This is a genomic window from Bacillus sp. JCM 19034, from assembly GCF_001310635.1.
Taxonomy (GTDB): Bacteria; Bacillota; Bacilli; order Bacillales; family Bacillaceae_D; genus Halalkalibacter.
Genome location: NZ_BAXR01000020.1, coordinates 17,715 through 44,242, shown reverse-complemented (window position 1 = coordinate 44,242; position 26,528 = coordinate 17,715). Strand labels below are relative to the sequence as shown.

Sequence of the window (26,528 nt, the reverse complement as noted above, 5' to 3'; positions counted from 1 at the left end):
CATCTTATTCATAGATTACCTTATTAAGATGCATGATGCATGATTAAAATGGCTTATTTTCAATGATTTTTAAGCCTCTATCGATTTCTTCTTGAACTTTCTCATCTTCTTCATTATTTTTAAGTCGATTTAATATCTCTAACTCATGTTTACTCCCAATTACGCCAATTGCCCAAGCAGCCGTCCCTCTTATAACAGGTCTAGGGTCTTTTTGGGCAAGCTCCTGTAAAACGGGCAATGCTTTTTTATCTTTGAAGTGAGCTAATGCAATAATGGCATTGCGTTGGATCGGTTTCTTTCCCCTCCATGAACCTGAAACATGACCAAATTTTTCTTTGAAATTTCGATTACTCATTGTTAATAATGGTATCAACTTTGGCTTTGCTATTTCTGGATCAGGCTCCATTTCAGGATGGATATGAGCGTCTATTCCTTTATTCTTCGGGCAAACTTGTTGACAGGTATCACACCCATAAAGCCTATTTCCAATCTTTTTTCGGTATTGTTCTGGCAAAAAGTCTTTTGTTTGCGTTAAATATGCAATACACTTTTGTGAATTTAGCTGTCCACCTTGTACTAACGCTCCTGTCGGACAAGCATCTATACACTTTGTACACGAACCACATTGCTCCGTAAGTGGGGTATCGGGTTCAAGCATTAAAGTCGTAATTAAATCTCCTAAGTATACATAGCTTCCAAATTCCGGAGTAATAATAGCACAATTTTTCCCACTCCATCCTATCCCTGCCCGTTCTGCAACTGCACGATCCGATAACTCTCCTGTATCAACCATTGAAACCGTTTTTGCCTCTGGTGCCTTTTCTTTTATATAATCCTCTAATCTTTGCAATCGCTCTCTAAGAATATCATGATAATCTGTCCCCCAAGAGGCTCGGCAAAAATCCCTCTCCGTTCTTCTTTCGTATTTCTCGGTGGATTTTTCATTTTAGATGGGTAAGCTAACGCAATCGAAATAATCGTTCTTGCTTTTGGTAACAGAAGTTCTGGTGTAACTCGTTTATCGATATCTGATTCTTCAAAACCAGATTGATAGCCTAATTGCTGCTGTGTAAGCAGACGGTCTTTTAATTGTAAAAAAGGATCGGCAGAAGCAAACCCAATTTTATCAATCCCGATTGATTTACTATATGCAATTATATCTTTTTTTAGTTGGGCGAGTGTCATGTTCAACCCACCTTTTCTCTAACTTTTTTTACATTTATGTTACAATAAGAAAACTTCGTGGAACAACCAATGTCTCACTTGATATTTTTAATTCTCATCTGATTTTCGGTTGTGCCAATTTATATTCTAATTTCATAAGAAGGAGGCAATTATGGTTTCAATAAAGATAGACCCATCCTTGCAAACGATTATACCTAACTTAAAAATGGGGATTATTCAATATCATCATATCGAAATTGCTGACTCTCCACAAATGTTAAAAGGAAGATTACAATTTTTCCAAGAAACATTGCAAGTTGAATTCGCTACAAAACCGATAGCAGATGTCGTTGGTGTTGCTGAATGGCGTCGTGCCTTTAAAGCACTCCATATTGATCCGAATCGTTATCGGCCGTCCAATGAAGCACTATTACGGCGTATCAAAAAGGGGAACTTCTTACCTTTTATTCACTCAGCTGTTGATTTAAATACGTTCTTTTCCTTGCAATACGAAATTCCAATTGGGATTTATGACCTCTCAATGATCGACAATGATATTACCATACGTTTAGGTCAAAGTGGAGAAGAATATAATGGAATTAATGGTCGAATCAATCAACTCAAAGGAAAATTGATTAGTGCAGACAAGAAAGGGCCCTTTGGTAGTCCCATCGTGGACTCAAATCAAGCAAAGGTAACGGAGAACACTACTAGTGCCTTACATATTTTTTACCTTCGTCCATCAATGGAGTTGGCAGAGGCGAAACAGTTAATTCAAGCTGCTGCAGAGATGTTTACCCATATTCATGGCGGAGTAAGTTCAAAGCAAATTATTCATATCAATGGTGTAGTTGAAAAATGGTAACGATCAGTCTTTTAAAAAAAAGTGTTTAGTTCTGCAGAAAGATGGGTATTAGTAAAATGTAGAAAAGATAATCAAATTAGGAGTGGGTACAAATGGACAAAACACTACACAACGTACTTAATAAACAAATTGCCAACTGGAGTGTACTATTCGTTAAATTACACAACTACCATTGGTATGTAAAAGGTCATCAATTTTTTACATTACATGAAAAATTTGAGGGATTATACAATGAGGCCGCTGTTCATATCGATGAGTTAGCCGAGCGACTTCTTGCTATTGGTGGCAAGCCAAGTGCTACGATGAAGGAATACTTAGAAGAAGCATCGATTGAAGAAGCTACATCAAATGAAACAGCCGAAGAGATGGTTCAAACCATTTCAAAAGACTTTTCGACTATGATTGCTGAATTACGTGAGGGAATGGCAATTTCCGAAAAAGCCGATGATGAAACGACTGCTGACATGCTTCTTGCCATTCATTCTAGCTTAGAAAAACACGCATGGATGCTCCAAGCTTTCCTAGGAAAATCTGTTTAAGGTGATGTGAATTTTTAATGGCAACTAGTCCATTAAGCCTATAATTAACGTATCAAGCAGCGATAGCTATTTTCATGAACATAGCTATCGCTGCTTCTTAAATTATATATTTACAGCATCTTTTTCAACCCACTCTTCCAACGTCTTATTAAATAATTGCGGATTCGCCAAAGGAAAGCCGTGACCTATTTTAGGAATAATTAGACTTTTACAGGTACGATTGCATTCAACAATTTCTTTCATTGATCCCTTCATGACGCTTCTCTCTTTTTCTCCTACGGTAACTAATATTTTGCTACTACAGTTCTCAAAACCATTAGGGATTTTAAAAGACATGTTCTCATTCATTACTCTAACAAACGCATCCTTTTTTATTTGACAACTCTCCTGATAATAAATATCTTGGTAATCTTCTTTTATGTACATTGATTTTGCTTGAATTTTGGAGAATGCTTTATTTTTCACGAGCGGGAATGCAAACATCATTGATTTTATAAGTAGCTTAGCAAAAGGAATTGGTTTAACTAAAGCACTGTTAATCATCGCATAATCAATTAAATTTGGCTTTTTACTAAGCATTGCAATTAAAACTTGAGCACCTAGCGAGAAACCAATGACTACAACACGTTTCCCTTGGCCTTTTTCTTTAATGAGTTCAATGATTTCTTCGGCCGCACTATTTATTGTAAATTGTACATCACTTTGATTTCGTCCATGTTCAGGCAAATCTAATACTAAACAGTGGAATATTGAACGAAAATGTTCAATTTGTTTATCCCACATCCAACCACTAACTCCACCACCATGAAGAAAAACCATTAGTGTAGAGTTTCCATCTCCAACTTCTTTATAATACAACTATATTCTCACCTCCAAATTAATCGTTTTTATACAAAGAAGAGTAATGAGACCTTTGAGTAAGTTCTCATTACTCTTCTTTCTGTTATTCGGCTTCAGCTGTAAATGAGCGTTTTGAAAATTCTTCATCTAACATGATGAAGGCGTTACTATCATTATCAATGCGCTTTAATTTTTGAATGATGCTATCAAACATATCTTCTTCTTCTACCTGCTCTTCAATAAACCATTTCAAAAATGAAATTGTCGCGTGTTCCCTACGGTCTAGTGCTAAATCTGATAGGTGATAAATCTTTTTTGTAACATCCTTCTCTTGTACAAGAGCTTGTTCAAACGCATCCTGTACAGAGGAAAAAGAATTTCTTGGCTCCGGCAACGCTTGAATTGTTGCTCGTTCTCCTAATGCATTAATAAAGTTGTAAAATTTCATCGCGTGAAATCGCTCTTCCTCAGCTTGAACTAAAAAGAAATTCGCAAATCCATCAAGACTTTCACTAGAGCAATAAGCAGCCATCGCAACATAAGAATGTGCTGCATAAAGCTCATAATTCATTTGATCATTTAACGCCTTCGTTAATTGTTTATCTAACATCACCGACCATCCCCCACATTCTTTCTTTAATTTTAATACAACTTCGCAAAAAAGGTAAGCGGCAATCGTTTTTAATCAACGGTCATTTCTAAATCAGCAATTCTCTTTTCCACATAACGCTTGTCTTTCCTTGCATGAAATTGATCAGCTCGTTCAACAATTACTGTTGTATTGTATTCAGGGATTTTAGCCTCATTTTCATAAACTCCTTTTGGGAGAATCACGTTACCTTCTGGCCAATATAAAGCAATATTGCCTTTTGCTACATTTTCAAATTTTGCTTTTCCTTGAAACTGACCATATTGATTATAGACGACCACTGGACACCCCTCATCAATACCAAGATCACGAGCATCCTCTTCATTTAGTAAAACATCATACCGTTCACCATTATTAAACGGATCTGTTTCACTGTATATCATCGAATTGAATTGCTTACCGCGACGTGTCGTCACGTAGAAATGGCCTTCTGTTCGTCTGTTTTCCGGTAAATCGATTGAAAATAACTTTCCTTTTCCATCTTCTGTCGGACACACACCGTCTTCACAAAGCCAAGCTCCTCCCCATTGAAAGACATCTCCCTTTTTAGAAAGGTGCACAATCCCTTCATAATTAGGATTCGCTTTGGCAATTTCAGCACGGATATGTGCAGCTGTTTCAAAAGTAATTTTATTCTTTTGTTCAGGTTTGACTCGTTTAGCCAAATCTACATAAATCTCCCACTCTGACCGTGCTTCTTCTATTCTAGGTCCTTCTATTTCTGGACTAAAATAAACCATACGCTCTGTGCTCGTCGAAGTGCCCCCTCCTTGCTGCTCATAACGCGTCATAGCAGGTAAAACGATCACTTCTTCTTTAGCATCAACTAATGTTGATGTATTTAAAATAATATCCTGATGGACTCGAAGCTCAACCTTTTCCAATGATTGCTTCATAAAATCTGGATTCGGCATCGTTTCTAAAAAGTTGCCACCACTCGTATAAAAAAGTTTCAATTTGCGTTCATGATCATCATGTAAATGAGCATTTTCTAACGATTGACCAACCGTATCTCCTTGCCAATAGGGAATAGAGAAGTTCCATAATGCTTCAATTCTCTCTTTGTTTTTCTGGTCAAAGTCCCCTCCTGGAAGTACAAATGGATCTGCTCCCATCTCACCAGAGCCTTGTACACCACTATGTCCACGAATCGGCATCACTCCACAATGTTCTCTCCCTAAAAACCACGTAACATTGCTAAGTTGGCAACTTGAGAAATATTATCGGTAGCAAAACGGTGCTGCGTTAATCCCATACTCCAAATGAATACACCTGATTTACTATTTGCTAACAGCTGAGCAAACTCCTGCATTCGCTTTTTAGAGAGTCCTGATGAACGCTCAAGCTCTTCCCAATTGTATGAAGAAACGTGCTGCTCTAATTGCAAAAAACCGTTCGTGTGATGTTCTACGAAAGAATGATCAATGGCCGAGCCCTTAGAATGCTCCTCCATTTCAAACCAATGCTTCATCACACCGTTCATAAAGGCGATGTCACCACCAATATTCACTTGATAGACATCATCGACAATTTTCGTTCCAAATAAGGCACTTTCAGCAATCGACGGTATCCAGTATTTTTCCATTGCTGGCTCACGGTATGGATTTATCATAATAATTTTCGTTCCCGCTTTTTTAGCAGCATACATATATTTCGTTGAAACTGGTTGGTTATTCGCTGCAACACTTCCCCAAAAAATTAACACATCTGTTCCGATCCAATCTTTATAGGAGCAACTAGCAGCACCAATCCCTAAAGACCGCTTTAATGCAGTCTTACTTGGTGAATGACAGATCCTTGAGGCATTATCAATATTATTCGTTCCGAGAAACCTAGCAACCTTTGCAGCAGTATAGTAGACTTCATTTGTAATCCCACGTGCTGTTAAATAAAACGCTATCTGCTTTGGATCAATTGATTTCATTTTAGCTGCAATTCGGTTTAACGCTTCATCCCATGTTAATCTTCTAAACTGCTTTTCTCCTGGCTTACGAGAAAGTGGATACGGAATCCGACCTAGCTTTCTTAATTGTGTACTATCCATCTGTCTTAGTTGATCAATATCTTCGAACCATTTATCGTCAATTGCTGGTGCGGTATTTAGACGAAGTACATTTAAACGTGTCGTACAAAGGTGTGGTCCTTTTAACGTCTGGTCATATAGACCAGAAACACCAAGTGCACAACCATCACATACTCCTTCAGTTAAAATACGATAAGCATATTTCGCATTGTCGCGATTCTCCCAAACTGACTTCATTGTATCGCGAATATGCTTAGGCTTTACCTTTCCTAACCCCATAGGTGTGATTCCAGCCCACAAGGAAGGCTGCGGTCTTTTATCTAAGTTCATTGGTCCTGTATGCTTTGTTTTCCCCATTTTACGAGCAACTCCTCTTTTGTCTTCCACATTTCACAATCCTCTCATTTCATTATAAAATAACAGTAGAATCTTGTATGCATTTTCATAACAAAAGTGAGGGTATGATTTTGATTAATGATATGAGCAATCATCAACCGATAGTTAAATATATAAATGGCCAGTTTCAAAAAATGAACGATGTAATTGTCGAAGAGTTCCCTTTAACGATCTATGTAAATCAAACCGAATTTGCTACTTTAGTTTGTAGTCCAACACATATGGAAGAATTGATTGTTGGTTTTCTAGCATCAGAAGGTATTGTGATAGCCGAAAAAGAAATTGAATCATTAGAAATCGACATTCACAAAGGCGTTTCTTACGTAACTCTGAAAAACAAAACGAACCCCGTCACTTTATCAGCAAAAAGAGTATTTGGATCATGCTGTGGAAAAAGCCGAAAATTTTATTTTCAAAATGATATAAAAACGGCTAAAACAGCACTGTCAACGATTACGATCACACCAGAGCAATGTTTAACGTTAATGAATACATTACAACGTCAAAGTGATACATTTCAAAAAACAGGTGGCGTCCACAATGCTGCACTTGCTACTCCAGAGGGAATTCTGCTCCAAAGAAGTGATATCGGCAGGCACAATGCAATTGATAAGCTATACGGACATGCCTAATTCAACGTCAATCGCTTTCCGATCAAATCCTTGTATTTAGTGGTAGAATTTCGTCTGAAATCCTATTGAAAGCCGCGAAAATGAGGATAAGTATATTATTATCAAAATCAGCTCCGACAACGCTAGCGATTCATTTAGCCAACGATTTAAATATTACAACAGTTGGATTTATCCGTGAGCAATCTTTTAACATCTATTCACACCCAACTCGAATTCGTTAACAACGAAGAGATGATATGTGTAATATGGAAAAGAAGCGTAATTTATACATGAATTATTACTTACGCTTTTCTCTTTTTTAGGGATCACATAATCAATGATTAGAAATTAAGGATACCATGAAAGTTTGCTATCACTATCTATTGGTTGCCCTTTTATCTCATCACTCAAAATATGAAACCAGTTGTTTAAAATTTCTTCCTTATCTAAATTTGCATATTCATCGTCTTCCCAGTTCACATGTGAAAACCAAGCTTTCGTTGCCCATTCAAATTGTAACTGGGCGAACGCAATCTTAGGATGTTCCGTTTGTTCAAAGTTTCCGTTTACTGCTGAGGCGACCGCAGCTGCTTGTGGTAATAATTCATTTTTAATTTTTTCTTTCATACTAGTATCTTCAAGTTGATTCCACATTACTAAACGACCAGCGATTTGATAGAAAATATCAAAAGAAGGTTGTTCCCTCATATCGATCAAGACAAATGCACGATCTACTGAGTTGTTAGCAGCTTTGACGACATTTACGATTACATTCTGTGCAATCTCAACCCATAAGTCCATTGCTTCTTCTTCCGGTAACTCTAAATTAAACTCAGACTCAAGGTCAGAAACAGTTGCTTCTCCTTTATTAACATCTTCAACTCGTTTAAAAAAACGTTTAAAGAAACCCATTTACATTACAACCTCCAAATAAGAAGGAATCCGCCTTCTTCTTTGATCATAGTTAATTATTCTACAAATTTCACTAATAACCTTGTTGTATTAAGAAACAAGTTTTAGCCCTACTGCTGCACTTAAGACCATACTAATAAAAACTAATCTCTTCCAATCCTTCGATTCCCCGTATAAAATCATCCCTAATAATGCTCCACCAGAAGCACCAATTCCCGTCCAAATCGCATAAGCTGTTCCCATAGGTAGAGTTTCCATCGCGTATGCTAAAAATAGAAAACTTGCCCCAAATCCTAGTAGTAATAGAACAAATGATTGCCAATTATGGTCTTTATGAAGTTTATTGATCATAACAACACCAAACATTTCACATACGCCTGCCAAAATTAAAGAAATCCATGCCATTAACCATCAGCCCTTTCTTTTACGTTTTCCCCCGTTACTAATTTCAAACCTATGACACCTGTTAGCAATAGTACAATCAGTAGAATTTTACTGAATTTGAATGGTTCACCAAAGAACATAATTTCAGAAATAACTGTTCCTGCTGTTCCTAATCCAACAAATACTGCATAAACGGTTCCAACTGGAAGTTTCTTTCCTGCCATAATCATCAAATAGAAACTGATAATGATTGCTATAACGGTTCCAGTCCAATCCCAAAAGCCTTCAGCATATTTCAAGCCAATTACCCATAAGACTTCAAACAAAGCAGCTACAAAAACTTTCAACCAATTTGTATTCATCTAATCCCCCCACCATTTTCCATATAAACACTAAATTATTAGAAGCATCTAACATGTCGTTACTCTTGGCCATAGTTTTACTGAAAAGTTGGGTTCATTCAGAAAAAACGTGTAACGAACAAAGTAGATGTTCTCGCAAAAATACTGCTATTAATTTTATACTTTCTTCAAAAAAGCAAAAAAGCCTGGAGTGAAAAAACAGTTTCTCCCAGGCTTTTATCCTTCCGTGACACAGCTATGCTGTGTGTTCTCTCTCGGACCAGACCAATTTACATTGCGGAACCCTAGAAAACTTTTATCATATACAATTAAACATACAATCTACACATCTTCCATAAATGTATCAATTACCCACCTATATAAGACATTTCAATTTTCTTACGTTTCTTTGCGGATTCCTCCGTACGTAATTCAGAATAACGATCGGTACGTTTGTTCCAGATAGCCTTAACAGTTGAAAGTATGAACTCGTCTGACACTTCAGAACGAAGAAACTCAACTATAGAATGTCCCTTTTCAGCAAAGAGACAAGTATACAACGTGCCGTCTGCTGAAATCCGTGCTCGAGTACAGGAGCCACAGAACGTATCACTAACAGATGAAATAAAGCCAACTTGAACATTTGTTCCTTTGTATTGATACTTTGTTGCAACTTCACCTAAATATTCTTTCCCTACAGGCTCTAACTCACCTAATGACGATACTCGATGTATTAATTCCTTTTTTGTTACAACCTTGGAAAAGTCCCAACCATTTGTCTGGCCTACATCCATAAATTCAATAAACCGTAAGGGAATCTGTCGATCTTTAAAATAGGATGCCATGTTTAAAACTTCACTATCATTGACACCCTTTTTAACGACCATATTAATCTTAATGTCCAACCCTGCTTTAATCGCAGCATCTATCCCTTTTAATACGACTTTCGGCTTCACATTTCTTCCATTCATTCTTTGAAAAATAGTCTCATTTAAAGCATCTAAACTAATATTAACACGTTGCAAGCCCGCATCTTTTAATCTTTTCGCTTCCTTTACTAGAAAAACACCATTTGTTGTTAGTGCGATGTCCTCAATTCCTTCAATCGCTGCTAAACGACGAATTAATAAGTGTACGTCTTTCCTCATTAAAGGCTCGCCACCAGTTAAGCGAAGTTTTTTGACACCGAGCTTCGTAAATAAACGTACGATTCTTTCAATCTCAAGAAATGATAATAATTTTTCTTCAGGTAAAAAGGCATAATCTTCGCCGAATACTTCAGCAGGCATACAATAGGAGCAACGAAAGTTGCATTTATCAATAATCGAAATTCTTAGATCTTGTAGCGGACGCTCATATTGATCAAGTACAGGTGTGAATGTCATTGAGCTTCCCCCTTAAGGTACAACCTTTTTCAATGTGTTATCTGCTATTTTATCATAGATCACCTTTAAATGTGACTACTCCGAATAAAGAAGTCATTCTATATTGGATCAGATAAATGCCTAAGCTTTTGCCTGTTGGAACGCTTCATCTGTCCATTCATTTTATTATTTATTGAAACGAACAAGACTATTTTTTATAATAAATACCCTAGCTAAAGACTTTTACATCTTCTAGCTAGGTTTTTAGTTCAAAGCAATTTATTCAGCATCTACCGGCTTGGCATATACAATGTATCGATCAGGTGCGGAACCGACAAAACCGAAAGGATAACATGTCGATAAAGTTAAGATTTCATCCGGGGCCGTGGAGCGAATTACTGTTCGGTCATCGGCGTCAACAATTTCATCTTCATACATGACATACGTAAACTCACCGTAAGGCATTTTCACAATAAACTCATCGCCAATTTCTAAATCACCAAACCCTCTAAATACCGTGTCTCGGTGACCTGATAATAAAATTTGATCCCCTTGTCCTGGAAGTACAGTTGTCGTATAGTGACCAACTCCGCGATCTAAATCATCTTCATCCGTTCCCGAGACAATCGGAAGTTCTTTATCAAATCGCGGAATATACAAAATACCAATAGCATCGCCCTGTTCAATCACCATTTCTTCAGCTGATTTCGGTGTCGAGTTACGCTTCAGTAACTCATTCGCTTGGGCAATTGAATCGTTTTGCTTCATATAATTGTCATAAATATTGTAGCCACTATAAAAAACTAGTGCAAGTCCAACTACAATAATGAGATTTGCAAAGAATTTCATTCGTTACCAACTCCTATCTTTACTTAACGTTTCCAAACTGATAGAAAGCAATAAACCAAACAAACGTTGTTCTTAGTACCCTTTTGGCTTGTTTCCATTTACCTTTAAGCTGTTCTAGCCATTTTGACTTAATTCCTTCTTTATTTAGAATACCAAAGAAAACATCTTTTTGGCTATTCTTTTTAGATGAGACGAGCATTTAGATTTCTAATTATCGCCAATTTTATTATAACGGAAGGAATAGGAAAAACCAAATTATCAATCAATAAGCGATCTCCGCATCCTCATACGTACTATTAATTCGAAAATCTCATTTAAGTGATAAACTCTTATCTAGTATTCAATAAGCTAGAGTAAACATTCTTTACGGTTTCATTTAACCATTTTTCACTATGGTAAATGGCCTGTTCTAGAGTACATGCCTCTTGGACGATTGAAAATGCAGCTGTAACGCCTATCTTCCTTAATTGCTGATGGTCTAAGTCTAATTGACCACAAAAGGCAATCGTAGGAATTCGTAACCGTTTCGTCTCTTTTCCAACTCCCATTACCACTTTTCCCGAAAGTGTTTGTTGATCTATTTTCCCTTCGCCCGTAAACACTAAATCAGCATCTAGCAACATTGTGTTAAAATCAATTTCTTCCATTATTAACTCAATGCCCGAACACATTTCTGCTTGAAAGAAATGAACGAGAGTTGCCCCAATACCTCCAGCTACCCCTCCTCCTTTTATCGAAAGCAAATCAGTTCCGTCTAGCCTTTCAACAACGTTGGCGTAATGAGCTAAATTACGATCTAGAACAGACACCATTTTAGCAGTAGCTCCTTTTTGTGGACCAAATACAGCAGAAGCTCCGTCGTTACCACAGAGAACATTCGAGACATCGCTCGCTACACGAAAGGAGCTTTCTCGAATCCTATTATCAAAATGATTCAAATCAATAGTTGCGAGCTTGGATAATGAACCTCCACCTAACGTAAGATCTTCACCATTCTCTTGTAAGAGCTTGCACCCTAGTGCTTGCAAAATACCGGCACCCGCATCATTTGTCGCACTGCCACCTAAACCGATGATAAAACGGCGATACCCTTTATCAAGTGCGTGCTTAATTAGCTCCCCTGTTCCATAGCTTGATGTTATGAGTGGGTTTCGCTCTTTCTCTTTTAATAAAGGTAAACCTGAAGCTTGGGCAACTTCAATAACAGCCGTTTTCCCATCACCTAACACACCATAAAAGGCTTGAATTGGACGATATAGTGGATCATGCACAACAGCATTTATTCGTTCCCCCCCTGTTACCTTTACGAAGTTATCTGTCGTACCTTCTCCACCATCAGCTAACGGTACCTCTTGTACTGTTACTGATCTGTCTATACAATGAATCGCCTCTTTCATAATCTGACAAACTCGACTAGCATCAAGTGAACCTTTAAATGAGTCTGGAGCTAAAACTACTTTCACTATAATACCTCCTACTCTAAGCTATTTAACTTGATTTATAATATATTGATTTTTTTGTCCGTTTAACATTTGAATTAAATTGGTCGCTGCTAATTGGGCCATCTTTAATCTTGTTGCTATGCTAGCACTTCCTATATGTGGCGTTGCGACGACTTGATCAAGCTGCAATAATGGATGATCATGTGGAAGCGGTTCTTGTTCAAAAACATCAAGCCCCGCCCCCCAGATCTCACCATTTACTAACGCATCATACAAAGCCTGTTCATCAACAACACCACCTCGAGATGTATTAATTAAGACAGCTGTACGTTTCATTTGCTTTAATTCTTTATCAGCGATTAAATGGTGGGTTTCCTTCGTGTAAGGTGTCATCACACATACAAAATCAGACTGTTCCAAAAGCTTATGAAGCTCCGCATAAGACACTCCTAGCTTTTTTTCCACATTATATTTCCGATTTCGATTATGGTATAAGACATTCATCGAGAAACCATTAGCCCGCTTAGCAAGTGCCTCACCGATTCTCCCCATTCCAATGATTCCTAGAGTGGCCCCATAAATATCTTGACCAGTTAATAACATCGGTGACCAAGTTTGCCATTTCCCTTCCCGTAAATATCGTTCAGATTCCGTTATTCTTCTTGCTGTCACCATTAACAATGCAAACGTTAAATCAGCAGTTGTTTCCGTTAATACATCTGGAGTATTCGTAACAGGAATTCCGAGCTTTCTTGCATATGAAATATCGATATTGTTATAGCCAACTGCCATATTACTAATCGCTTTTAGGTGCTTTCCCCGTTCTAGTAGAGCTTGATCAATCGTGTCTGTTAGTAAACAAAATATTCCGTGGATGTTCTCTATTTTTTCTTCTAGTATCTGTCTAGGGACTGGAACTTCTTCTTCATCCCACATCTCAACTTCTCCATACTTTTGTAATTGTTGAACAATTGATTCGTTTATTTTCCGGGTAATAAATATATTCGGCTTCAAGGTAAATCTCCTCCTCTATGTAACCTTTTACAACACCTAGGTTAATTCCTCCTAAAAATCGAAAAAACCATCTAATTTCAAACAAAAAGAAAGCTAACTGATCAACAGCTAGCTTCATCCTATATTTCTTATTCACCTTCAAATTGTTCAATACGTTCTTTTACTACTTGTGTAAAGAATGCTTCATATGATTCTATATCAAGCTCATGAACTCGTTCTACATATTTCTCCCAAATATCTTCAAAATCTGATGGATCTGATAAAACTAATTGTGGGTAGTACTCACGTTGAATATCTTCTAAACGCTGCTCGAAAATTTCAGGGTCTGATCCTTGTTCAATATTGGCACTCCATGTTGGATACCAAGGACGATCTTGTGGCTCGGCAAAAATTTGCGTAAAGGTCTCTAATCCATATGCATCTAGGAATTCACGATCTGTTTCATTGTACGTCTCTTGAACTACAGATGGTTGACGGCGCGGTTCCCATGCGTTTCCGTCTGAGAAAACACCATCACCACGAGGCCAGTACCACTCAAAGTAAGCAAACCCAAAATCTTGTCGCCAATCTTGATCAGATGTCATCTCAATTTGCTCTGGTGTACGATAAAACATTCCGTCTTCATCGACCTCGTATGTTTCACCTTCAATACCCCACATAACAAGCTTTTGTGTCTCTTCTTTAGCAATATGGTTAAAGAACTCCATGATGCGTTCAGGATTATCTGCACTTGTCGTAATACCAACACCACGATTTGTAATAAAGGCTGGTGGATCAAGGTATTGATCGGTAATATCTTCATCAAAAACTATTGGAAGACCCATATATTCTTTATAATGATTCCCATCTTCCCGATGGACACGCATTGCAACATCAGATTGCCATCCGTAATCAAAGAAACCTAACAGGCGACCAGAAGAAATTTTTGCTAAGTATTCATCATAGTTCGCAACAAAAGCTTCGCGATCGAACAATCCTTTTGAATTAATTTCATTCAACTTTTGTAAATAACGTTTCGTTTCTTCTTTATCTGCATAAATCTCTGCCTCGTGCGTCTCCATATCTACCCATACACCACCATCATTCGGAAATCCTGCTAAATGGTTAGGTACATTCGTTAATGCAAAGAATCTCCAATCATAAGTCAGTGCTGTAAATCCAATCGGTGCTGCTCCATCAACTTCTGGATGTCTTTCAACATATGCTTCAATTAACTCAAAGTACTCATCTAGCGTTTTAATTTCTGGGTAATCAAACTCACGTAACACTTCACGTTGAATCCAAAATGCACCTTGATCTTGGTTTGCTGGAGGGATGAATCCTTGATTTGCTCCCATCGGAATATAATAAATATTTCCATCATCATGAGTCATTGCATCAAGATACGGTTCATAAAGCGCTTTCAAATCTGGAGCATATTCATCAATTAAATCATTTAATGGGATAAATGCTTCAGCGTCCAATAATGCATCAATTGCTTCATTCGGCTCAATAACATCTGGATATTGACCTGATGCGATCATCGTACCAATACGGGTATTAAGATCACCTGTAATATACTCCATATCAACAGTCGTGTTTAACTCCTCTTCAAACATGGCTCCAATCGTTGTATCTCGTGAATTAATGTTCGGTAACGTTGTAGAACCATTGAAATACGTAAACGTATACGGCTCATTTTCTACTTCTGTTCCCTCATCTGTACTAGAGTCATCGCCTGTGTCACTCGGTTCATTACTCGATGTATCATTTCCGGAACAAGCAACCAATGCTAACATGAACACAAATGCTAAACATAAGAACAAGTTCTTCTTACTAAAAACATACTGCAATTCCCCCTTTATTTAAATTAGCTTACCTTCATTGTAAGCCCTTTCATTGTATATTTAATAACTTAGTTCAGTCACTCTACAAACTAAAGATTAAACCTAAGAAAATTTATGACCTACCAGACATTAACTTTAGCATGTATATAAATGCTAAACAATATAGGAAATGATAGCTTATCAAATACAATTGGACATTAATACGTCCCCCTAAGTGCTTTTAGGGGGAGCGTAGACCACTCATTTTATTGAACCTAACATACCAGCGACAAAGTGACGCTGCATTAAAAAGAAAATAACAGCTGTTGGTAGCGTTGCAATCACTATTGCTGTCATTATTAAACCGTAATCAGGTGAATAACTGGAGCCTAATGTAGAGATTAATAACGGAATTGTCTGGCGATCCTGCGACTGTAAGACAACTAATGGCCAAAGATAATTATTCCAGCTATTCATAAATGTAATGATCGCTGCTGCTGCATACGTTGCTTTCATTGTCGGCATGTAAATCCGAAAGAATATGCCAATCTCTGAAACACCATCAATTCTTGCAGCTTCTAAAATATCTTTTGGAAAGAACTTTGTATTTTGTCTAAATAAAAAGATTAAAAACGCAGTCGTAATTGTTGGAAGAGCTGCAGCCGCTAGCGTATCAATCCCAATCGCTGGAATGATATATGAGATCGTCCCAAATAACTGAAAGAGTGGTACCATTAGAGCCGCAAAAGGAATCATCATCGATAACAATAATATCGAGAAAACAATATCCTTCGTTCTGCTTCTGTAAATTTCAAATCCGTAACCTGCGAGTGACCCAATTAATAAAGCGAGTACAGTCGTACCAACAGCAATCAATGTCGAGTTCCAAAGAGCTTGCACAATATCAACAGTAGCAAACAAGTTTCTCACATTTTCTACTAGATGAGTTCCTGGAATTAACCTTCCACCTGTTACATCGACAGAACGATTCGTTGAACTAACAACCATCCATAGAAAAGGGAGAATCGAAATCAACGCTGCTATAGATAAAAACAAATATACGAACATTCGTTTAACGCTACGCATTTTTATCACCTGCTACTTTAAACTGAATAATTGAGAAGAACACGACCATGACGACAATCGCATACGATACCGTTGCCGCATAACCAAAATCAGGAGTGTACTTAAATGAAATATTATAAATATATTGTGAGATCGTCAGCGTGGCATTTCCTGGACCTCCACCCGTTATATTCATCACCTCATCAAATAATTGAAGTGTCCCAATCGTTGACATAATCGATGTAAATAAAATAATTGGTTTTAATAGTGGAATCGTAATTTTAAAAAACTGGGTAAAAGCAGACGCTCCATCTATTCGAGCCGCTTCATAAATGGAAGGGTTAATATTTTGCAAAGCTGACAAGTAAAAAATCATATTATAACCCGTCCACCTCCATGTTATCGCAATAATAATTGTCACTTTTGCCCAAAAAGAATCGGTTAACCATTGAATCGGCTCTTGGATAAGTGCCATATTTATAAGCATGATATTAATAAATCCATCAGGCCCAAACATGTATTTAAATACGACAGAATATGCAACAAGTGACGTTACACAAGGTAGAAAGATTGCAATCCGAAAAAAGCTTCGACCTTTTAAATTCCGATCATTCAGCAAAACTGAAAAGAACAGTGCCAATATTAACATCACTGGTACTTGAATTAAAAAATATAGAACTGTATTTTGCACTGCTGTAATAAAAACAGGATCAGAAAAAAGCCTAATATAATTTGAAAATCCAATAAATTCTAAGTTATTTCCCGACCCTGATTGAAATGATAAAATTAGAGCTCGGACCATCGGATAAAAATAGAATAAGCCAATCATGAAAACTGCTAAGAGGACAAATGACCAGCCTATCATGTTTTTTTTCAAGTTTTGACCAGTTATTGTACGTTTGGGTTGCAGCTTCATAGGTTGATTTTCTTGTTTTGTAGTTAGCACCCTTTCCACTCCTTTCTCCTTTTTCATAAAAAGCTATGTCCTAAAAGGCTTATCCCTCCTAGGACAAATGCTCTTTTTTAATTTAAAGAAGCTTCTGCTTGTGCTTGTGCATCTGCTAACGCCTCATCTAAGTCCTTCCCGTTTAAATAATTTTGCATCTCAACAACAAGAATGTCATCAATTGCATACGTGTGCATACCGTAATTGATTTGTGGAATCAACTCCGCCCATTCTGAGAAAGTTGCAATGATACTCTGTCCTTGGAAATAGTCATCTCCATATTGATATGCCTCTCCTTCAGCTGCTGGCATATACGTTCCAATTGCTCCGATTTCTGTTACGAGATCTTGATAAAAATCAATATTTGAACCAAATGTTTGTACTAAGAATTCGACGGCATCCTCTTTCCCATCTACATCTAACACATACCATGACGATCCACCTAAGTTTGAAGCATTGACGGCACCATCAACCCCGGATAATCTCGGCTGTTCAACTACTTGCCATAAACCAGCTTGAGATTCCTCAGCCTTTATTGATGGACTAATCCAGTTCCCTGTTTGAACTGATGCAACGTCGCCACTATTAAATCCTTGTAAAAATTGACTCCAGTCCGAATGGAAACCCATAATATCTTCTTCAACCATATCCTTATAAACTGTAAACGCTGCTTTTAAAGCTTCGTTGTTTGCTAGATTTGGTGTAATTCCGTCATCCTCCATATACCAAGATCCTGCCGATTGAATCATTGTCCGAATTAAACCTAAATCACTCGGATCTGTTGTAATCATTTTCTTCCCCGTTGCTTCATACACATCTTTTCCTATTTCAATATATTCGTACCAGTCAATATTAGATAGATCGTCAGCTGTATATCCGGCATCTTCTAAATAATCAGTACGTACGAATAAACCTGTTACACCTGTATCAAATGGAAGTCCATAATTTTCGCCGTCATAGCTTGTAGGTGCTAATTTATATGGAGCGAAATCTTCTGCATTAAATGAACCTGTTATAGGGTGAAAGGAGTCTGGGTACGCATTTAAGAAGCTTTGTGCACGATAATCCTCAATTAAGACAATATTCGGTAAACCTCTTGTTGTCCCAGAACTTAAACTCGTATTTAATCTTTGAACAATATCATCTTGAGCATTCTCAATTACTTCAAATTCAATATTTGGATTGATTGACTGATAATGTTCTTGAGCAATTTCAAGAGCTTTAATGTTAAAATTAACATCCCAAGCCCAAATCGTAATCTTTCCATCTCCTCCTGTTGCTTCGACATCACCAGTCGTATCTGAATCACCATTACCATTTTGTGCTGCCGATTGGTCGGAAGCGTTCGAACAAGCTACTAACCCAAGCAGTACTACTAATAAAACTGCTATCAACCATTTTTTCATCATAAATCCCCCTATCGTTTTATTGTAAGCGTTTTCCTTTTGTGAAAAGTCTACCATCTTATCTATTTATACCGTTAGGATGATTTCTAGTGATAATTGGAGTTTTTTATCGTTTACGTTTCTACTCATTTGGAGTATCTTTAGAAATTTGGACATTTTCTATATGTTGGATCGGTAATGTTAACTTAATGTTTGTCCCTTTCATTTTTTCACTATAAACATGTACCCCATAAGACTCCCCATATAAAAACTGAATTCGTTCATTGACGTTTTTAATGCCTATTCCTTTAAAAAATGATGAGCGGCTTCGTTTCCCAATATCTAGTTGTTCTCCATTCAAATCCATCCCTTTGCCATTGTCTATTACTTCGCATAGGAGCAAGTTCTGTTCTTTCGATATAAAAATGTGGATGTATCCTTGATCTTGTTCATTAAAAGCATGGAAAAACGCGTTTTCCACAAAAGGCTGTAATATGAGCTTCGGAATCAAAAACGATAAAGTTTGCTCATCAATAAAATAATCAACATGGATACGCGCACCATAACGCCTTTGTTGAATAATGACATAATGCTTTAAATGCTCCATTTCTTGTTTAACCGTTACCATCTCGTTCCCGTTATTTAACGTCCCCTGCAACAATGAAATAAGGGAATGAATCGTACTGACGGCTTCTTCCTTGTTACCTTGCTGTACAAGGAATTGTACCGACGTTAAAGTATTGTATAAAAAATGGGGATTAATTTGTTGTTGTAGTGCTGCAAATTCTGCTTGACGCTTTTTCTTCTCGCTTTCTATAACTTTGTCCACATACGTATGCAACTCATCAAGCATTCGATTAAAAGCACGTCCAATCTTCTTCGTTTCATACGTATCCTGTAACGTTATATAAAAGCCAAATTGATTTTCAGAAACGTAACCGATTTCTCTAACTAATGTTGAAATCGAATTAGTTATTTTTTGGGTCACGAAAAAAATAATAAAAACCGCCCCCAATGTGATCAACATACATAAGAGGAAAATTGCTCTTGTATCAATTAAATCCGCAAACACAATATCCTTATTTAACGTATTGACTAAATACAAATCAATCGCTGGAATATACGAAGAAAAAATAATATGCTCTGCATCATCGATCGTTGTCGTTAAATACCCTGTCTCACTATTTGCGATTTGCTGTGAATATTGTAATAAACTCCAGTCCTGCTTGCCTATTAAATCATTGCGATTGCTTGACACAACCTCACCAGCAGCATTCATTAACAAAATATCATTGCCTGGCGATGTATAGCTTTCATAAAAAGCTTGAAAATCAGCCTCGCGAATTGTAAAGTACATCACACCATACGTTGATTGTTTCGTACGATCTAAGAAAGCTCTAGAAATCACAATAATCGGAACTCTCGCAGTCGGATCGGTTTGATAAAGCATCTTTCGTGGGTTTAACAGTGACATCTTCGTAATATCATTTGCATATAACTCTTTATCTGAAATCGGCCATTGCGAGCGTTCCGACGTATATACTCGACCGTTATCCCCAGCAATAAGAACACCAACATCATGAGCACTAAAAAAACGTTTAGTTCGTTCTATTTCTTGATCCATATAATAATAGGAATTAAGTAATTCAAGATTTGAGTACTCCTCAGATAAATAGCTTTTCATTTGTGTATTTTGCATTAATTGGTTCGACGCCATCACGATCGAATAATGAAACGTATCGATTGATCCTTCTATTTGCTCCAAAATTTGTGTATTTGTAATGCTAAACGTATTAATGAAAAATCGTTCAGACATCCGAATCGCTGTCCACGTAATAACAGTCGAGACGATCATCATCATCACGACTGTTATTACAAACAATTTAATAAATAAACTTCTATGCTGAAAACGTTTTGGAATCATGTTATCCCAACTCTCGCAGTTGTTGATTTCGTTGCTTGCGTCGATATTGACTTGGTGAGACGCCCTTCATTTTCTTAAAAACCTTACAAAAATAACTATGATCTGAATAGCCAACAAGCTCACTTATTTCAGCGATCGACTTCTCCTTTGTTATCAAATGCTTACAAGCATGTTCTATGCGAATTCGGTTGACGTATTCGTTAAATCCGACCTTCATATGATTAGAAAATTGTGTAGATAAGTAAGAAGGATTGAAGTGGAATACCTCTGCTACTGCCTGCAAACTAATCGGCTCATGAAAATGGCAAGAAATATACTCAATAATTCGCTGAATATTCCCCTCACCTTCGTTCACACTTTCCTTACTTACTGCTATATCTATTTCTTCAATAAAGCGATCCATACAATCAACAACTTGATTCGCATTCGTTGCTTCGCTCACCATGGCAACATACGTGTACTTTACCTGCTCTAACAATGACTTTTTGAAACCTTGATTTTTTAATAAAATTGTCACTGTAAAGAATATATGGTTAAAAAAGCTACGAAACTCTTTTATACTTAAATAGGCATTTCCCACTAAAAATTGACTATATTTCCGTAAGTATTGAAAAGCCAAATCATAGTGACCCTTTTTCATTTCCGCTGTAAACCAATCTAAATTAAACGTCTCCTCCTTATCATAAGTCGGGACATCAGATTTCACGCAAACTGCTTGATTGGGAAAATAAAAAGATAATTGAATTAATTCATTCCATTCCTGTTGGTAAACGTGACGCAATTCCTCAATTTCACAAGTGGACGTCAAGACAAATGAAACGGAAGGTGAATGAAGAAATCCTTTTAACTTATCAACTAAATCCCTTTGTGCGATATTTAATAGCCCGATTGCGATTCTTTTCTCATCTTTGATCCATAGGTAATCGAACTGCTGTACATGTTGTTGGTGAAAAGGCTTTAAGCAAGAATTAGCATGCTTCACTTTAGTTTTGTTATCGCTTTCATTTTGATTCTTTATAAAAACACCAATTAGTGCAAAAAAATCATGTTGAAAAGTCTTTTTTATTTGTTCAATTTCTTCCTTTGAGCTGTAGCCTTCCAGTACTTTCTCAACTAAATGAGATGTAGAAATGACTGTTTTAGTTAAAATGGGGTTCTTTGCTGTTCCTTTCGGTATATGTTGTACAGCTTTAGTCAATACATCATGAAGATCTTTCGTATTTAGCTTTGGTTTTAAAATATAATCTATCGCACCATTACGAAAAGCAGCTCGCACATAATCATACTCACCGAAACTACTTAAAATAATAATCTGTATGTCTGGATAACGATGCTTCACTTCCTTCGTCAGTTGTTCACCATCCATAACGGGCATAACAATATCAGTTAAAACAATGTGGGGCTGGCATCGAGGAATAAGATCTAATGCTTCTTGGCCATTTGAAGCTTCGCCAACAATGATGTAACCTGCTTTTTCCCAATCAAGGTAATGCTTAATTCCTTGCCTAATTAACAGTTCATCATCGACGATAAGCACGCGATAAAATTCTGACATGAACGTCCCCCCAATAAAATAATGTGTATATTATCCTTTCTCCTTCAAGATAACTCATTCCTGCATTATCTTTCTTAGAGAGAAAATTTATAATTATAAGCATTTAGAGGTGGAACAATATGTTAGTTTCATAAGAGCTTTTTAAGCAGTCTCTAATCAAGTGTTTGGACTTCACACTGTTCACTCTGTATACTAACATTAGATCTTTAAAGGAGGACTAAACATGTTAATTGAAATGTGGACAGATTTCGCTTGACCATTTTGCTATATTGGCAAAAGGCATCTGGAGGATGCCCTCAAACAAATTGAAGAACCAACTAAAGTCGTTTATAAATGCTTTGAACTTGATCCAACTGCAAGCGTTCATAACAATCAATCGATGTACGAAAAGCTTTCTGAAAAATACGGGATGAGTAATGATCAAGCAAAGGCTAATTGCAATAACATTGTCAAAATGGCTGAGAAAGCCGGTTTGCACTTTGATTTTGACCGAATGGTTTTGACGAATACATTCGATGCACACCGCCTAGTTTTATATGCAAAATCAAAAGGGTTAATGGCTCAAATGACCGAACGCCTTTTACGAGCCTATTTTTCAGAAGGTAAACATATAGGAGATCACAAAACACTTACCGAAATCGCTACTGAGGTCGGCTTAGATCAAGATGCTGTTTTAGCTATGCTAGAAAGTGATGACCTAATCGAATCCGTTCGTAAAGATCAGCAGCAAGCTTCAGAATATAACATTCGCAGCGTACCCTTTTTCCTTATTAACAAAAAATACGCCATTACAGGTGCTCAACCAACGGATGTTTTCGTTCAATCGTTGCAGCAAGTAATTGAGCAAGATGGACCATTTAATGAACAGGAAAAGAATCACAATAGCACTTGTAGTGATGATCGGTGTAGCTAAAGTTCGCACCTTTGATTCGAAAGAGGCAATTGCTAAAGGGGCATTGAAAAGTAAATACTTTTCAATGCCCCTTTAAAATTACTACGAATTTCCTCTACGTATTTTATGATACAATGACATAATGATCCAAATAACAGTTGGTAGGATAACCCCTCCAATTGCCATCGACGTTAATATCCGAATGGCACTTCGTAAATCATTAACTACAAGTAAAATGCTCACTACAACCAAGAAAAGAAAAAGGAATGGTAACATTTTTGTTATCGCTGCTAAACGTCTTTTACCATCTGTCTCCCACTTATTTTTGTATATTGCCGTTACAGTCCAAGACATTGGAATAGTAATCACAGTGGAAATAACTGCAATTATAGCCAATACCACTTGGAGCGAGCCTGAACTAAATAACACTCCTAGCCATACGAGTATTGTTATGAAAATGACTGAAATGGCAGTCCATTTCATCGATTTCCCTAAATGGTCGTGCTTCTCAGCTTGCGTCTCGCGATCACTATAAATCGGCTTCGTTCCTGGTGTTGCACGAAACAAATGCATATCTCCCTCTGATGTAACATGGGTCCAACCGGAAGCGGCGAAAAAGCCGAAATACTCCTCACTCTCTTCATCGTGTAAAGAACGATAATCAATACTATAGATATAATCCGAACTAGGCCCTTTTTCAAGCGTATATCCCATGAATGAAAAATTGCTAACATGCCAACCTTTTAAAGAAAATTGGCGTAGTTTCTCCATGTCTTTCTCTTCTGAAAAAGCTAATCCACCTGACATGACGTATTTAGTTTGTTTCATTATTTCCCCTCCTGTTTTAATCCATCCTCTGCTAATTGAATCAGACGTTTTCTAATCCTTATATCTTCTTCCAATACGTCTCTACCTTTATCAGTAAGTAAATATGTTTTCCGTCTTGAGTCCGTACCATCATGTAAATAGATCCACTCTTGTTTTAATAACTTCTTAATAATTGTATACATGGAGGCCGGACCTATCGTAACTGCCCCTTTTGTTGTCTCTTCAATTAGATTCATAATAGCGTAGCCATGTCTTGGTTCAGTTAAAGCTGCCATAATATAGAACATTGAATCTGTTAATTGTTCCGTCTTTTTCAAAATTAGCACCTCACTTTATATTTGATTATGATATATCACAAAGCGATATATCTAAAAGATTATATCACATCATGATATATCAGTCTACATATATATCATAATGTGATATATATAATTTCCTCCTACATTGGACTTAGCCGTCGCTACTATTTAGCAAACCTTTATTTAGCAAATTAATTTCTCTAATTCACGATCAATGATGATCACTAGCAACTAAGTAAAAAGGCGCCACCTCTAAGCAGTAACGCAATCATTTCTTTTAGTTCGAGATCATATATTTTTCTTTAAATATCGGACTGAGCTCACTCCATACATCAAATTTATTACCATCTAAATCATAAAAAACAAAGTTTCTCCCAGAATGCCCTCTGTCTTCAATCTCCCCAACAGTAATCTCATTTTCCTTAAAGTCTTTGTGAAGTGCTTCTAACTCCCCTATCCCATCCACTTCATAAGTTAACGAAAAACGTTCCTCCCCATAAATATCAATGAAATTAGCGGTTTGGTTTTCTATGGACTTCACAAGGAATATGCTCTGATTAGCTAAATTTAAAATCGCTTTGTCTTCATCTTTATAGCTTAACTCAGCACCTAATTTATTCACATACCATTCAGATGAAAGTTCGACATTAAATACTGGAATATATGTTGTACCCACCCGCCATAATTTTGTTTTCATTTTATTATCCCCTTCCATTTTTCGCTAAATGTTATATTTCTCTTTTTACATATCTATTCCCTTTCAATAGTTACTAATTTTCGCAAAATCCTATAGCATCGGAAGGACCTTTTGTCTTCTAATATGGTTTAGGTTTTTGAATTAATCTCATACTACCATTGTAATGATAAATACGAATGGAGGTTTTATTAAATGGTTAGTTATCAATTTCCAGATCGTTTTTTATGGGGAGGTGCGACAGCAGCCAATCAAATAGAAGGTGCGTATCTTGAAGATGGGAAAGGAATGAACCTTGCAGATGTAATGCCAGGAGGAAAAGTTCGATTAAAGGTCATTTCTTCACCGGGATTCGACTTTGAAATCGACAATGATACGTATACATATCCAAATCATGATGGGATCGATTTTTATCACCGCTATGAAGAGGATATTGCTCTTTTTGCTGAAATGGGCTTTAAAACGTATCGTATGTCAATCGCGTGGTCACGTATCTTCCTAAAGGAGACGAATTAGAACCAAATGAAGCAGGTCTTGCCTTTTATGATCGTATTTTTGATGAGTGCTTAAAACATGAAATTGAACCAGTTGTAACGATCTCCCATTATGAAATGCCCTTGTATTTGATTAAAGAGTATGGTGGTTGGAGAAGTCGAGAAGTGATATCATTTTTCGAGCGATATGCCATCACTTTATTTCAACGTTATAACAACAAAGTAAAGTACTGGTTAACATTTAATGAAATTAATGGTGCGACACATATTCCTATTATGAGTCTCGGCTTCTCACCTGAAACAGAAGATGTTCGTCTACAAGAAACCTTCCAAGCTTTGCATCACCAATTTGTTGCAAGTGCCCTAGCTGTAAAAGCTTGTCACAATATAATTCCTCATTCACAAATTGGCTGTATGTTACTTTATTTGCCTGTTTATTCATACGATAGTAATCCAATCAATGTACTAAACGCTTTAAAAAGAGGAACAAATCTTTAATTATATTTGCGGTGATGTACAAGTTCGAGGAGAGTACCCGAATTTTTCCAAACGCTACTTCAAAGAAAACGGTATTACGATTGACATGAAGCTAGGTGATTTAGAAATAATAAAACAATACCCTGTCGATTTCATATCTTTAAGCTACTACATGTCTCGTACTGAGAAGTCCGTGCTATCAGGGGAAGAAAAAGCATCTGGAAACCTCATTGCAGGGGTGAAAAACCCTTACCTTAAAGCAAGTGATTGGGGGTGGGAAATTGATCCAATTGGTTTAAGAATTAGTTTAAATCAATTATATGATCGTTATCGTGTTCCATTATTTGTTGTAGAAAATGGACTAGGTGCTTACGACAAAGTGGAAGAGGATGGTAGCATCAATGATGACTACCGCATTGATTACCTACGTGAACATATAAAGGCTATAGGAGAAGCAATAGAGGATGGCGTAGAGTTAATAGGCTACACTGCTTGGGGATGTATAGACTTAGTTAGTATGAGTACAGGAGAGATGTCGAAACGGTATGGCCTTGTTTACGTTAACAAGCAGGATGACGGTAGCGGTACGTTAGAACGTAAAAAGAAGAAATCATTCTATTGGTATAAGAATGTTATAGCAACAAACGGTAAAGAATTATAAGACTTAAAAAAACACTGTGCTCAGCCGTTACATTGGCTTGCTTTTCATGAAAACGGTACGTGCTATGTCTATGTTCTTCATGAAATCCTCGTGTTATATCTCGACATAGA

At 36.9% G+C, this 26,528-nt stretch carries 21 protein-coding genes, 4 pseudogenes and 1 riboswitch; of the genes and pseudogenes, 5 read left to right on the top strand and 20 right to left on the bottom strand.

The genetic code is table 11. From position 1 onward, the window contains the following. Nucleotides 1–43: 43 nt before the first annotated feature. Nucleotides 44–1,185: pseudogene (queG, locus tag JCM19034_RS17635) on the bottom strand (tRNA epoxyqueuosine(34) reductase QueG). Nucleotides 1,186–1,336: 151 nt separating this feature from the next. On the opposite strand from queG, the gene JCM19034_RS17630 reads away from it, so the two are divergent. Further along, entirely contained in the window at nucleotides 1,337–2,029 is a 693-nt protein-coding gene (locus JCM19034_RS17630) for a B3/4 domain-containing protein (RefSeq protein ID WP_062051844.1), read from the top strand. A gap of 92 nt (nucleotides 2,030–2,121) precedes the next feature. Continuing rightward, nucleotides 2,122–2,568, top strand: coding sequence for a Dps family protein (locus tag JCM19034_RS17625; protein ID WP_062051842.1), 447 nt, complete (start codon nucleotides 2,122–2,124; stop codon nucleotides 2,566–2,568). Nucleotides 2,569–2,670: 102 nt separating this feature from the next. On the opposite strand, the gene JCM19034_RS17620 is transcribed toward JCM19034_RS17625, so the two are convergent. From JCM19034_RS17620 to JCM19034_RS17610, 3 genes and pseudogenes are all read right to left on the bottom strand, one after another. Further along, the gene (locus tag JCM19034_RS17620; RefSeq protein ID WP_156324048.1) at nucleotides 2,671–3,387 is read right to left on the bottom strand and encodes an alpha/beta fold hydrolase; all 717 of its coding nucleotides are present in this window, start codon (nucleotides 3,385–3,387) and stop codon (nucleotides 2,671–2,673) included. A gap of 124 nt (nucleotides 3,388–3,511) precedes the next feature. Then, entirely contained in the window at nucleotides 3,512–4,018 is a 507-nt protein-coding gene (locus JCM19034_RS17615; RefSeq protein WP_062051855.1) for a ferritin, read from the bottom strand. Nucleotides 4,019–4,089: 71 nt separating this feature from the next. Then, nucleotides 4,090–6,437 (bottom strand): annotated as a pseudogene (locus JCM19034_RS17610) (FdhF/YdeP family oxidoreductase). 110 nt (nucleotides 6,438–6,547) lie between these two features. Between JCM19034_RS17610 and fdhD the strand changes: the two are divergent. Next, nucleotides 6,548–7,329 (top strand): annotated as a pseudogene (fdhD, locus tag JCM19034_RS17605) (formate dehydrogenase accessory sulfurtransferase FdhD). Nucleotides 7,330–7,435: 106 nt separating this feature from the next. Here the strand turns inward: fdhD and JCM19034_RS17600 are convergent. From JCM19034_RS17600 to JCM19034_RS17535, 13 genes are all read right to left on the bottom strand, one after another. After that, entirely contained in the window at nucleotides 7,436–7,999 is a 564-nt protein-coding gene (locus JCM19034_RS17600) for a hypothetical protein (protein ID WP_062051838.1), read from the bottom strand. Nucleotides 8,000–8,089: 90 nt separating this feature from the next. Further along, nucleotides 8,090–8,404 carry a multidrug efflux SMR transporter gene (locus JCM19034_RS17595; RefSeq protein ID WP_062051836.1) on the bottom strand — a complete coding sequence of 105 codons (315 nt, stop codon included), beginning with the start codon at nucleotides 8,402–8,404 and terminating at the stop codon, nucleotides 8,090–8,092. Next, nucleotides 8,404–8,745, bottom strand: a complete 342-nt coding sequence (locus JCM19034_RS17590) for a multidrug efflux SMR transporter (RefSeq protein WP_062051834.1) — start codon at nucleotides 8,743–8,745, stop codon at nucleotides 8,404–8,406. Before JCM19034_RS17590 ends, JCM19034_RS17595 begins: the two co-directional genes overlap by 1 nt. A gap of 203 nt (nucleotides 8,746–8,948) precedes the next feature. Then, a riboswitch (guanidine-I (ykkC/yxkD leader) is annotated at nucleotides 8,949–9,044 on the bottom strand. A 48-nt stretch (nucleotides 9,045–9,092) separates the two neighbouring features. Then, complete coding sequence (gene moaA / locus JCM19034_RS17585) at nucleotides 9,093–10,109, bottom strand: GTP 3',8-cyclase MoaA (RefSeq protein ID WP_062051831.1); 1,017 nt, start codon at nucleotides 10,107–10,109, stop codon at nucleotides 9,093–9,095. A gap of 258 nt (nucleotides 10,110–10,367) precedes the next feature. Continuing rightward, the gene (locus tag JCM19034_RS17580; RefSeq protein ID WP_062051830.1) at nucleotides 10,368–10,937 is read right to left on the bottom strand and encodes a class D sortase; all 570 of its coding nucleotides are present in this window, start codon (nucleotides 10,935–10,937) and stop codon (nucleotides 10,368–10,370) included. A gap of 329 nt (nucleotides 10,938–11,266) precedes the next feature. Next, entirely contained in the window at nucleotides 11,267–12,400 is a 1,134-nt protein-coding gene (locus JCM19034_RS17570; protein ID WP_062051826.1) for a glycerate kinase, read from the bottom strand. A gap of 21 nt (nucleotides 12,401–12,421) precedes the next feature. Beyond that, on the bottom strand, nucleotides 12,422–13,393 hold the full coding sequence (locus JCM19034_RS17565) for a D-glycerate dehydrogenase (RefSeq protein WP_062051824.1): 972 nt from the start codon (nucleotides 13,391–13,393) through the stop codon (nucleotides 12,422–12,424). A gap of 128 nt (nucleotides 13,394–13,521) precedes the next feature. Next, complete coding sequence (locus tag JCM19034_RS17560) at nucleotides 13,522–15,171, bottom strand: ABC transporter substrate-binding protein (RefSeq protein WP_062051853.1); 1,650 nt, start codon at nucleotides 15,169–15,171, stop codon at nucleotides 13,522–13,524. Nucleotides 15,172–15,459: 288 nt separating this feature from the next. Next, the gene (locus JCM19034_RS17555; protein ID WP_062051822.1) at nucleotides 15,460–16,284 is read right to left on the bottom strand and encodes a carbohydrate ABC transporter permease; all 825 of its coding nucleotides are present in this window, start codon (nucleotides 16,282–16,284) and stop codon (nucleotides 15,460–15,462) included. Further along, nucleotides 16,277–17,179 (bottom strand): carbohydrate ABC transporter permease, encoded by a 903-nt coding sequence (locus tag JCM19034_RS17550; protein WP_231687025.1) that lies wholly within the window; start codon nucleotides 17,177–17,179, stop codon nucleotides 16,277–16,279. The genes JCM19034_RS17555 and JCM19034_RS17550 overlap by 8 nt, the downstream gene beginning before the upstream one ends. A 107-nt stretch (nucleotides 17,180–17,286) precedes the next feature. Next, nucleotides 17,287–18,615, bottom strand: coding sequence for an ABC transporter substrate-binding protein (locus JCM19034_RS17545; RefSeq protein ID WP_062051820.1), 1,329 nt, complete (start codon nucleotides 18,613–18,615; stop codon nucleotides 17,287–17,289). A gap of 121 nt (nucleotides 18,616–18,736) precedes the next feature. Beyond that, complete coding sequence (locus tag JCM19034_RS17540; protein WP_062051818.1) at nucleotides 18,737–20,518, bottom strand: sensor histidine kinase; 1,782 nt, start codon at nucleotides 20,516–20,518, stop codon at nucleotides 18,737–18,739. A 1-nt stretch (nucleotide 20,519) separates the two neighbouring features. Next, entirely contained in the window at nucleotides 20,520–22,073 is a 1,554-nt protein-coding gene (locus tag JCM19034_RS17535; protein ID WP_062051816.1) for a response regulator transcription factor, read from the bottom strand. A gap of 268 nt (nucleotides 22,074–22,341) precedes the next feature. Here JCM19034_RS17535 and JCM19034_RS17525 point away from each other — a divergent pair, with 268 nt between their 5' ends. After that, complete coding sequence (locus tag JCM19034_RS17525; protein ID WP_082394191.1) at nucleotides 22,342–22,986, top strand: DsbA family protein; 645 nt, start codon at nucleotides 22,342–22,344, stop codon at nucleotides 22,984–22,986. Between the two features lie 81 nt (nucleotides 22,987–23,067). Here the strand turns inward: JCM19034_RS17525 and JCM19034_RS17520 are convergent, their stop codons facing one another. The 3 genes from JCM19034_RS17520 to JCM19034_RS17510 form a co-directional block, all read right to left on the bottom strand. After that, nucleotides 23,068–23,793 carry a DUF2812 domain-containing protein gene (locus tag JCM19034_RS17520; RefSeq protein ID WP_062051810.1) on the bottom strand — a complete coding sequence of 242 codons (726 nt, stop codon included), beginning with the start codon at nucleotides 23,791–23,793 and terminating at the stop codon, nucleotides 23,068–23,070. Beyond that, nucleotides 23,793–24,110 carry a PadR family transcriptional regulator gene (locus tag JCM19034_RS17515; protein ID WP_062051807.1) on the bottom strand — a complete coding sequence of 106 codons (318 nt, stop codon included), beginning with the start codon at nucleotides 24,108–24,110 and terminating at the stop codon, nucleotides 23,793–23,795. The genes JCM19034_RS17520 and JCM19034_RS17515 overlap by 1 nt, the downstream gene beginning before the upstream one ends. Before the next feature lie 259 nt (nucleotides 24,111–24,369). After that, the gene (locus JCM19034_RS17510) at nucleotides 24,370–24,789 is read right to left on the bottom strand and encodes a VOC family protein (protein ID WP_062051805.1); all 420 of its coding nucleotides are present in this window, start codon (nucleotides 24,787–24,789) and stop codon (nucleotides 24,370–24,372) included. A 192-nt stretch (nucleotides 24,790–24,981) separates the two neighbouring features. Here JCM19034_RS17510 and JCM19034_RS17505 point away from each other — a divergent pair. Then, nucleotides 24,982–26,418, top strand: a pseudogene (locus JCM19034_RS17505) (glycoside hydrolase family 1 protein). The last annotated feature ends 110 nt before the right edge of the window (nucleotides 26,419–26,528 follow it).